The organism is Rhodococcus sp. MH15 (assembly GCF_019266045.1).
GTDB classification, from domain to species: domain Bacteria; phylum Actinomycetota; class Actinomycetes; order Mycobacteriales; family Mycobacteriaceae; genus Rhodococcus_F; species Rhodococcus_F qingshengii.
The window spans coordinates 93,410-103,450 of sequence record NZ_LPNP01000056.1 but is presented as its reverse complement, the minus strand read 5'-3'; the positions used below and the strand labels follow the sequence as shown (position 1 = coordinate 103,450).

At 59.1% G+C, this 10,041-nt stretch carries 9 protein-coding genes; 5 read left to right on the top strand and 4 right to left on the bottom strand.

Annotated features, from left to right (window positions below; genetic code table 11):
• Nucleotides 1–207: 207 nt before the first annotated feature.
• The 4 genes from ATN37_RS32350 to ATN37_RS03650 all read left to right on the top strand — a co-directional run bounded on the left by ATN37_RS32350 (nucleotide 208) and on the right by ATN37_RS03650 (nucleotide 4,116).
• On the top strand, nucleotides 208–630 hold the full coding sequence (locus ATN37_RS32350; protein ID WP_306300742.1) for a polysaccharide biosynthesis C-terminal domain-containing protein: 423 nt from the start codon (nucleotides 208–210) through the stop codon (nucleotides 628–630).
• Nucleotide 631: 1 nt separating this feature from the next.
• On the top strand, nucleotides 632–1,720 hold the full coding sequence (locus tag ATN37_RS03660) for a glycosyltransferase family 4 protein (RefSeq protein WP_218694763.1): 1,089 nt from the start codon (nucleotides 632–634) through the stop codon (nucleotides 1,718–1,720).
• Complete coding sequence (locus ATN37_RS03655; protein WP_054826095.1) at nucleotides 1,713–2,798, top strand: beta-xylosidase; 1,086 nt, start codon at nucleotides 1,713–1,715, stop codon at nucleotides 2,796–2,798. The genes ATN37_RS03660 and ATN37_RS03655 overlap by 8 nt, the downstream gene beginning before the upstream one ends.
• A 220-nt stretch (nucleotides 2,799–3,018) precedes the next feature.
• A complete protein-coding gene (locus ATN37_RS03650) occupies nucleotides 3,019–4,116 on the top strand; it encodes a cellulase family glycosylhydrolase (protein ID WP_180279614.1) in 1,098 nt (365 codons plus the stop codon).
• 15 nt (nucleotides 4,117–4,131) lie between these two features.
• Here ATN37_RS03650 and ATN37_RS03645 read toward each other — a convergent pair whose 3' ends face one another.
• Nucleotides 4,132–5,895, bottom strand: coding sequence for a hypothetical protein (locus ATN37_RS03645; protein WP_218694762.1), 1,764 nt, complete (start codon nucleotides 5,893–5,895; stop codon nucleotides 4,132–4,134).
• A gap of 92 nt (nucleotides 5,896–5,987) precedes the next feature.
• A complete protein-coding gene (locus ATN37_RS03640) occupies nucleotides 5,988–6,767 on the bottom strand; it encodes an N-acetyltransferase (protein ID WP_125051698.1) in 780 nt (259 codons plus the stop codon).
• Between the two features lie 53 nt (nucleotides 6,768–6,820).
• Here ATN37_RS03640 and ATN37_RS03635 point away from each other — a divergent pair, with 53 nt between their 5' ends.
• Nucleotides 6,821–7,342 (top strand): YdcF family protein, encoded by a 522-nt coding sequence (locus ATN37_RS03635; RefSeq protein WP_256933122.1) that lies wholly within the window; start codon nucleotides 6,821–6,823, stop codon nucleotides 7,340–7,342.
• Between the two features lie 60 nt (nucleotides 7,343–7,402).
• Here ATN37_RS03635 and ATN37_RS03630 read toward each other — a convergent pair whose 3' ends face one another.
• Both ATN37_RS03630 and ATN37_RS03625 read right to left on the bottom strand, forming a co-directional pair.
• Nucleotides 7,403–8,884, bottom strand: coding sequence for a sugar transferase (locus ATN37_RS03630; protein ID WP_125051702.1), 1,482 nt, complete (start codon nucleotides 8,882–8,884; stop codon nucleotides 7,403–7,405).
• Between the two features lie 319 nt (nucleotides 8,885–9,203).
• Nucleotides 9,204–10,040 carry a MazG family protein gene (locus ATN37_RS03625; protein ID WP_030536281.1) on the bottom strand — a complete coding sequence of 279 codons (837 nt, stop codon included), beginning with the start codon at nucleotides 10,038–10,040 and terminating at the stop codon, nucleotides 9,204–9,206.
• Nucleotide 10,041: the final 1 nt, after the last annotated feature.

Below are 10,041 nucleotides of genomic sequence, written 5' to 3'. Positions count from 1 at the left end.
CCGCACCGGCCTTCTCCTCCGGCGAATACCGCCGCATCGTCGGCCTCCCTGACACCCGTTCATTCGGCATGCTTCCATCCTCGTTTCCAAGGCCAGAAGTCTCCACCGAACCCAGGGCGATTCAGAGTGCTCACCTTTCTGTACGGAGAGCGGTTCGCAATTGCAGGGACCTCGACGCGACTGTTGGTGCTTGGCGCATGCTTCTCGATGCTCACCCAGTTGGGGTTGATGATCCTGGTTGCGAGCGGCCGGCATCGAATATATCCGTGGATTGCATTGGGCGGCTTACTCTTCAATATCGTGGTCAACATCGTGTTGATTCCTCGAATGTCATTCAACGGAGCGGCAGTTGCGACCGTATCGACCGAACTGCTTCTTTTCGTTGCAATTTGGGTTGTAGTGCGGCAAAGTCTGCCGGTTCACAGAATGTTTCCGATGCTCCCGCTCGGAGCGGCCGTCGCCCTCTGCGCGGTGGTCACAGTAGCAGGAACGATCTGCGTCGAAAGGTTGGGCGTGCCATGGCCAGTCGTTTCGGTTCTCGCTCCACTTGGGACAGTCGGAATCTATGCACTTGTATCGCTCGCGGGCGGGAAGTCGCCACTCGCAATGGTAAACCCGACAGGGAAGTAAAATGACACGAACGATCATTTTCGTCAGCCACACTGGAGAGATCTCCGGCGCCGAACTGGTCATGCTCCAGCTGATGCGTTTGGCACACGAGCAGGGTTTCACGGTAATGTTGGCTTGTCCGGAAGGGCCGCTGAGGGATCGCGCACGCGCGTCAGTCGACTTCGAAACGGTCACGCTACCAACCCTGTCGCTCAGAGGCGAAGGGGGTCTGGCACGCGTCCTGGCGATTCTCGAAGTTGCAAAGAATTGGCGAATTGCCGGGCGCATCATTGCGTCTCGGCCTCAGTCGGCCAGCTCGACCGTGATAGTCAACTCACTGTTCGCATTGCCGGTGATCAGGCTCGGCCGCGTACCGCAACGTGCAACGTGGCTTGTCCACGACACTCTCTCGAGCACAAAACAACGAATCGTCGTACGGATTGCAAAACCCGGGATCCGACGAGCAGTCGCCGTCTCCGGACCGACATCGCTTCCTGTTCTTTCGCTGGGAATTCCCACCTCGGTGTCACGACTTGGTGTTGTAGTTCCCCCTGAGGTAACGGAAGTTCGATCACCGGCACGCCGAGTTGTCGGAATCATCGGGTCACTGACGCCGTGGAAAGGCCACTTGGTGTTGATGGATGCCATCGCCCGCACAGTAGACGTCCAACTCGAAATCGCCGGACTTCCGTTCCCGGGCGATGAAATGTACGCACAAGTACTTCGTGAACGCGCACAGCAGCCGGATCTGGCGGGTCGCGTCACATTTCTCGGATATGTCGATTCACTGGCAACTATCAAAGGATGGGACATCGCGATTTCTGCGAGCACCTCTCCCGAAGCCGGCCCACTCGTGGCACTCGAAGCAATGAGCATCGGAGTGCCAGTCGTCGGAACCGATCTCGGCGGCACCAGCGAGCTGCTGGGGGACGGCGCCGGATCGCTCGTCGAGCCATCTGATTCAGTAGAACTCGCAGCCGAGATAACGAGACTGTTGGAGGACGGGAGTGCACGATCCGAATTGTCACGCATCGGCCGGCGGAAGGTAGAGGACCGATATGACATCCAGAAGAATCTTCCGGCTCTGCTGAAGGAGCTCATCGATGGCTAAGGCACGTCGAGTCGCCGCAGTCGCAGTGGTCTTGTTGATTGTCGGATTGGTAGTCCATTCTTCGATTACCGCAACCGGCGAACCTTGCGCAGTTCAACCTTCGTCAGACAATACTGGCATCGCACTTGGTTCCGGCTATACCGCAATGAGTGACGCCGAAATGGATCGAACGGTGGAAGCTATTCGATCATCGGGTTCGCACTGGGTCAGATTCGACATCGACTGGTCCGCCATCGAAAGTACCGAGGGCACCTTCGATTGGTCCGGAACCGATCGCCTCGTGGACATCGCGAAATCTTCCGGGCTCGAGATTCTCGGTCTCATCACCTACACGCCTGCCTGGGCAAGAGATCCGGCAGCGACGAGTCCTGACACGCATACCCGTCCGGCCGACCCGGACGCGTTCGGTAGGTTCGCGGCGCTTGCCGCTGCCCGCTACTCGAATTCCATTTCGTCATGGGAGATCTGGAACGAGCCCAATCTCCAAACATTCTTCAATCCGACGCCGGATCCTGAGTATTACTCGAAGCTGCTCGCCGCATCGAGCGTAGCAATCGAGGCAGTGCAACCGGGCGCAACAATTGTCTCCGGTGGCTTGTCCCCCGCAACTGACAACGGCGCTGACATAAGCCCCACGACGTTCCTCGCGAACATCTACGAATATGGAGCTGGACAACACTTCGACGTTGTCGGAATGCATCCGTACACCTACCCGGCACTGCCCTCGGACCCGTTGACTCGAAACTGGAACTCTTTCTATCGAATGCGGCTGATGCACGACACAATGGTTGCAAACGGCGACTCGACCAAATCTATTTGGGCGACCGAATTCGGGGCACCAACAGGAACTGGTCTCGACGCTGTGACCCCGTCGATGCAAGCCGAGATACTGCGTGACGGATTCAACGAAGCGCGTAGCCTCGGGTTCGTTCAGAAGGTCTTCGTTTACAGTCTCCAGGACCGCGGCTCCGATCCCGGTGATCGCGAACAAAACTTTGGCCTTCTGGATCTCGACTTCGAACCGAAGCCCGCAATGGCCGTGTTGCAAGATGCAAACGAAACTGGAGGATGCCTCTGAACTATTGATCATTTTCGACCACAGTCACCGAGAAAATCGGACAATACCAACCGGCGCATTTCGCAGTAGCACCCAACCGGACGGAAGTACTGCAGAACCGACTTCGAGACTGGTGCCAAGTGACCCAATTCATGCAATTCTTTGATTTGTCGGATTGGTCATCTAGTTCGGCTTCCAACTTGTCTGTTCCGCACCGGTTTCGAGTCACTGTGGAAAGAAGGTGGTCGGCGTGAGTCGACTTCGATTGTCCCTCGCCTGCGCCCTGTTGACTGTCGGGTCATTGAGCGCGTGTGCACCGAGTCCAGTTCCAACAACAACCCCAACCCCGAACTCGACGTGCAGTTCCGTTGGTTTAGGGATCGCCGCGGGCGCCCCACTCAACGGTCTCTCTCAGAATGATCTCGATGCAGAACTGACCGCAATGAAGAATGCCGGCGCGACCTGGCTCAGGTTCGACGTCGATTGGTCCGCCGTCGAATCAACCAAGGGCCAACAGAATTGGAGCGCAACGGACCGCGTCGTCGATCGAGCACGTCTCCAAGGATTGAGCGTCTTGGGAATCGTTACGTACACGCCGGCTTGGGCTCGCGTCGCCGGGGTCAACGATACCCACGGGTATCCATCCGATCCGGCCGCGTTTGCCAAGTTTGCACAACAAGCAGCACAACGGTACTCGAACAGAATCAGCACTTGGGAGATTTGGAACGAACCGAACCTGACACAATTCTTCCGCCCCAAGCCGAATGTGAACACATACACTGCACTCCTGAAAGCCGCATCTGAAAGTATCCGTGCGGTACAACCGGGTGCAAAGATTCTCAACGGCGGTTTGGCACCGGCCGTCGACAACGGATCCGACATCTCACCGGTCACATATCTCAAGGGTATGTACGCGGCAGGAGCAAAGTCTTCATTCGATGTCTTTTCGATCCATCCGTACAGTTGGCCTGCGCTACCTTCGGATTCGTCCACCCAGAATTGGAACACTTTCTACAGGATCCGACTGATGCGAGAATCGATGGTGCAGAACGGGGACAGCGGAAAGAAAGTCTGGGCAACCGAATTCGGAGCTCCGACAGGTACAGGCCCGACCGCCGTCAGCCCGCAATTACAGGCCAACATCATCTCGGATGGATTCGCGCAAGCAAAGGTGCTCGGTTACATCGAGCGCATTTTCATCTACAGCATGCGTGATCGCGGAACCAACACTTCGGATATCGAACAGAACTTCGGTCTGGTCACGATCAATTACACTCCGAAACCCGCACTCGCAGCGGTGAAACAGGCAGTTGGAGGGTGCAGCACACCCAAGATCTAGTGAAAGCCCGGTCCTTCAGGATTCCGACTGTCCGTCTGCTGAATCCGAACGTATAAGGCTCACGCGAGTTCTTTGCCTCCTCTTTCGAATTTCCGCTATATCTTTGGAGGTCAGCATAATTCGTTCGGTCGAGGCTTCGGAGTCGATGCCGTCGGCTTCCCCGGACGCCTTGACACCAGTTGCATCATTGCTGGTCGACTCCGCTCCGGAAATCTCCACTGCGGACGCCTCGACTCCGGCGCCCTCGACATCAACAGCCTGCACGATCTGCGGCTCTTCGAGCTCGACCCCTGCGCTCGGCTTGGGCATAGCCTTCGGCAGGTTCTTCTTCGCAATACTGACCGTTTTCGCATCCACCAGGCTGGCGCGATCCCTCCTCGAATCCAGGGCGGAAGTATCCATTCCGTACGGCACGGCAACGGAAGGCTCGTTCAGCCGCGGCGCACCGGACTTCACCCAGGCGCTGTCGGACGGGGCCTGTGAGTTCGTGGCCGAGTTGGTCGGCTCGGCCGCCAGTTTCACTGAACTTGCGGGCCTGCGTCTGCGACGCAGCACCGCGAGGGTAAGTACGTCGAGGAGAGGCTCGGGAGCAGACGGACCCACGAGTACCAGTGTTCGCGCAACATCGACTTCGGCCAAAGCCCTGAGGCATTCGACGATCTCCCGTTGGTTGGCGTGCTGTGCGGAGACAACAACCAGGGCAAACCCGGTTCCATTGGAGTCAAATCGGCGCCACCAGTCCGACTTCAGCGAATATCGGGAGACCCCGGATCGCACGTGCGCAGGAACATCCCATGATGTGGAGAGGACGCCGTCACCCGAAAGCACCAGGACATGATCACCGAGACTTGCACGCTGGCATATCGTCAGCGCGAGGTTCGGCGGAAACTCAGCGGCTTCGGAGTGCTGCAGGAGTAGTGAGGCTCCGTATTTCCGGGCCGTTCGACGTGCCCACGCGTCGGTCACTCGCGAACTGAATCGACCCCGGCAGGCAGAGAGGATTTCGGCAGCGAGAATGAGGACCACCAAGAACGCAACCGCCGACTCGACGAGTGGCTTCGGCGCAACCGGCAGACCCGTTCCCGCGGGGGCGGAAAGCAACTGCAGTCGGTCGGAACCGGATACGGTCGATCTCAACTGGCGCAACTGCTCCAGCCTCGCGTCGAGATCCGCCTTGATAGTCGGATCGTCGGCGGGTGTCTCGTATTCGTCCGAGCTTTCTCGCCGCGCTGCGTCCAAGTCCCCGTTCAATCGAGCGATGTCGTCGGTGAGAACTCGGGTACGACGATCCAGCGTGTCTGCATTGCGTCGTGCCTGCGCGTCGCTCAAGGTGGCGACGACTATTCGTGCCAGCGCGTCCGCGTCAGCCTGACTGAAGGCAGTCGCCTTGACGAATACCAATGCCGGAGAAGTACCGGGCGTCACCGAGATGTGGCTTGAGACATCCGCTGTCGTCCACCCGTTATTCAACTGGTCGTGGATGGCGGCAACCACATCGCTATCGGTGGCCAGCGCGACATAGGGGGCAACCAACTGGCCGAGGTTCGCGTCCGTCACGACGATCTGAGAGGCAGACTGAACCTCCGCGACGATGTCGGATTGATACACCGGTGTCGCGCTTCCCCGCACAGCGTAGACAATCCCACCGACGAGCAATGCGATGACAAGAGCGGGGAAGAACACTCTTGCAAGGTTTCGTGCATGCCTCACCAGGTCGAAAGTGGGCGGAACGCCGAGTTCGCGACGTATCGCCGCATCCCTGGTACTCGAATCTGCCATCTTGAGTACCCCCGATTGGATCGCGCGTTGAAGCGTAGCTGAAAGAAACCAAAAGTTTGCCGAACGCACACAAACATACCTGACGGCTGATGTCAGCTACCAAGTAGCCATCGCGGTCGCGACCACATCTGCCAGTACTCGACGATTTCGGCTCCGCTCGCGTCGTACAGAGCATTGCCGGCAGCGCTGGCGAGACCACACACGGCGCCGTCGCCGACAGCCTCGAATGCGGCTGCCGACACTTGCCGAAGGACCCGTAACCCATGTCCGCGCCGCTGTCCTTGCGCCCTGGTTCCGGCCGCCCACACAGTGCTGATGGGCTTACCGAACGACAGCATCGCTGCGGTCTGCAGCGTGTCGAGTTCGAACAGGCCGACGACTGAACGCTCACTTGGTCGGTCGGGGGCCGCCTCCTGATACACCAGAGTCGCAGATTCGCGATCGATACCGAAAACATCCTCCGCAAGTTGTCGTGCTGAACGCAGGTCGCCATCTTCCAGGATCCGCACCGCGGCATCCGGCGCTGACGGAGAATTCGGTAGCGCGCGCAGCGAACTCGAACCGACGCACACCCACCCTGCATCCGCGAGGACGGTCGCGGCATCCAGACCGGCCCCGGCGAGCATGACAACGGTGCGCAGTCGCTCTGCGAGCACTCGTTCCACAACGGCGACCGTGTTTTTCCGCACATCACCCCCATGGACCAATGCAAGGTTGTAGCTGGGATCGGGTGCACCCGTGAGAGCGATCCACCAACCGTCGTCGGCGAGATACACACCGGTCTCAGGTACGAGTCCAGACATGTTCTGCCCATAGGCATCCCGTAAGGCGGTCAACCCCGCCACCGTCCGAAGTGGTTGCCATCCGGTCATCGTCGTCTCCTGGGTCCAGGTATTGTGGGGCCATCAAACAGATCAAATCGGCCTTGAAGATTGCGGGCATACCTCTATCACTCCTCGCCCTTGGTGCGGCAGCGGGTTGGCCCGTCTTCGTCTCACCCAAGATCGATGCACCACGAAGTGCTGACGCTATCGTTGTCCTCGGCGGAGCACACGACGGACGCGAGGAGGTCGGAATCCAACTGATGAAAGACGGTTACGCACCACGCCTGATCTTCTCGAATCCTTACGGCGACAACGACAAGAAGATGCGGTCGATCTGCGAGGGTACGTTCGACTTCCCTGTCGACTGTATCGTCCCGTCACCGTCCACCACCGAGGGCGAGGGGTTCGAAATCGAGAGAATGGCTAATGCCAACGGATGGAAGACTGTCATCGTCGTGACGTTCGTTCCTCATATCTCGCGGGCGCGGCACATCATTTCGCAGTGTTATCAAGGAGAACTGGTCATGGTCGCAAGCCGTCCGGAACTCTCGATCGGGACGTGGACATTCAACTACGTTTACCAAACTGCCGGCTACGTCAAGAATCTGTTCTCGCATTGTTGAGCTCGACAGCTGACAGGTTGGTGCCCGGCGCGGATATCCGCGCCGGCACCAACCGCGTAGTCAGTACGCTCCGTCGCTTTTCGCGACCGCTGAGACGGTACGAGTAATGATCGAAAGATTTTGCAGGATAGACCAATTCTCCACGTAGGAAGAGTCCAGTCGAACAGATTCTTCCCACGAGAGATCACTGCGACCACTTACCTGCCAGAGACCGGTGATGCCAGGCTTGACCAGCAGGCGCCGGGCAACCTCGTCGTCGTACATCTCGACCTCGCGACGCAATGGCGGCCGCGGGCCGACAACGCTCATCTCTCCGCGAATGACGTTGAAGAACTGCGGTAGCTCGTCGATACTCAATCGACGAAGGATCTTGCCGACGGACGTGATTCGTGGATCCTCACGCATCTTGAACAACACACCTCCGGCGCCTTCGTTGTCCCCCATCAGATCGACAACCTGCTGATCGGCGCCTTCCACCATGGTACGAAACTTGAACATGGGGAACGGTTTCCCGTTGAGGCCGATGCGTTCCGCCTTGTAGAACACCGGGCCTTTCGACGTGAACTTGACTGCAGCGGCAGCGGCGAGCATGACCGGCGCCACGAGGAGGATCATCAGCATCGAGAACACCGCGTCGAAAACAGCGGGCGCAAGCCGGTTCGCGCCCTGGTAGCGCGGCCGCGCAACGTGAATCAACGGGAGTCCCGCCGCAGGGCGAAACATCAAGCGAGCCTTCGACACATCGGCCACGACCGGTGAAACCACCATGTCGACGCCCTCGGCTTCGAGGTCCCACATCAGTTTGCGAATGCCCACCTGTCCGAGGTCTTCGGTCCCGGTTACGATGACGGTGTCTGCGCCACTTGCGCGCATCGCCTCGACTACCTCGAACTCGTTGCCCATTACCGGGACTGCTGCTCCGTCGACAACGATGTGATCGTCCAACGCGGTCGCCCGACGCGGAATGCACGCTCCCACAACGTCGTAGCCTGCCGAGGATTCCCGCACGAAGGCACGCGTAGTAGCAACGACGGACGCATGTCCACCGACCAACAGCACCGAGTTACGGCAATCCCCGATCGCACGCTTCCTTCGAATGTCGCGTCGCCAGAGGTAACGTCCGAGAAGCAGCGCAGCGAGTCCGACGGGCAGTGCGATCATGAGGTAGCTTCGCGCAATTCCCACGCCCAGAATGATCCCGGCCAATGCGCCTACTCCGAAGACCTGGCCGGTAGCGAGCAGTACCTTCTCGTACTCGTCACTGCCCTCGCCCAGCATCGCCTGATGACGGCTACGCCCCCGTGCGAGGGCGATCATCCACAGTCCGCCCAACGCTGCAGACGCGATCACTTTAAGTGGTGTCAGCCACTCGATGGGATGCGGCCACATACTGCCGATCTGAGCGAGTGCGATCACGAACAGGACCGTGATCGAATCGCTCACTGCGATCCGCTTCCGGTATGCCCGGCGCCAGTCTGTTCCGACATGAGCGGAATCCTGCGATACCGCCGACCGGCTCTCCACCTCAGCATGAACGCTCATTTGCCATCAGTCTTTCTTGTCATACGAACGGCGTCAGCGGATCGAACGGCTTGGGGGATCGCTGATCGGTAGCCACCGCGAGCGTCCAGGTACGGCAACACCCCGCCGGTTGCCGTACCTCGCTTCTCGCAGTGCAGAAATGAACCGTCATCGGACCCCCCTACATAACCGCCGATCAAAGGCCAATTCATGCAAGAAAACGACCCAGTGTTGCTCATTTCGTACGTAAACATACCTTAGGTTTGTTTCAACTGCACTCACCAAGCCCAAGCTATTTTCCGATTGCCAGGTGATTACCGGGCAATTACGTCAAAGTGGGCTAATCCTCCACGTCTTCGAGACGTCTTCCCTCACGAATCCGAATGTCGGCGATCAGCATGTCCAGGGCGCCCAGGAGTGCAGTGTCGGCGCGTCGGCACTGCTCGATCAGAGCTTCCAGATCAGCTTCATCGGCGCTTTCGATCACACCAGCTTTGGCGGCCCTGCTCAGTACTTTTTCGGCGAGGAGCAACGGCGGCTGCGACCGAGCGATGCCGTCCATGGATGACGCGCGAGCCTTCTCGGCAGCCTTCAAAGCGTCCCACGCCCGCTCTTGCTCAGCGATGTCGACCGCCCCGGAACTGACCAGGTGCGGGCTGCGGTGCACGAGTTTCGCGATCAATGCGCCGGCCACGTCGTCCAATTCGAAAACACCGTGTGCTTGAGCGATCCGCGAGTGGAACAACACCTGAAGCAACAGGTCTCCGAGTTCCTCCCGAAGATCGCTCTCGTCGTCGCTTCGAATCGCGTCGAGTACCTCGTAGGTCTCCTCGACGAGGTAAACGGAGAGGCTCTCGTGCGTCTGGGTCGACTCCCAACCGCCGCGATTCCACAACCGGTCCATGATCGACGCCGCTTCCACCAGTCGATCGCCGTGAATGGGTTCGGCGCGAATCATCTTTACCCCAGCGGCAGACAACGCCGCGATCTTCGGCTCGGCGGTGTCCATCATCACAGTCACCGCGGCGCCGGGTGTCGTGGCCGGCAGTGCGCCGCGTACCGAGTCGGGGACGTCCGGGTCGATATCGATCGCGCCGGACAGGAACGGGAGCGCCTCCAGCGGAAAGACATGCGGCCGCAAAGGATCGAGCAGTACGACGACGGGCGATTCGTTCACC

Coding starts and splice junctions, on each gene's coding strand:
- ATN37_RS03640 (WP_125051698.1), bottom strand. CDS start 6,767: ATGACCGGATGGCAACCACTTCGGACGGTGGCGGGGTTGACCGCCTTA.
- ATN37_RS03645 (WP_218694762.1), bottom strand. CDS start 5,895: ATGGCAGATTCGAGTACCAGGGATGCGGCGATACGTCGCGAACTCGGC.
- ATN37_RS32350 (WP_306300742.1), top strand. CDS start 208: ATGCTCACCCAGTTGGGGTTGATGATCCTGGTTGCGAGCGGCCGGCAT.
- ATN37_RS03655 (WP_054826095.1), top strand. CDS start 1,713: ATGGCTAAGGCACGTCGAGTCGCCGCAGTCGCAGTGGTCTTGTTGATT.
- ATN37_RS03630 (WP_125051702.1), bottom strand. CDS start 8,884: ATGAGCGTTCATGCTGAGGTGGAGAGCCGGTCGGCGGTATCGCAGGAT.
- ATN37_RS03660 (WP_218694763.1), top strand. CDS start 632: ATGACACGAACGATCATTTTCGTCAGCCACACTGGAGAGATCTCCGGC.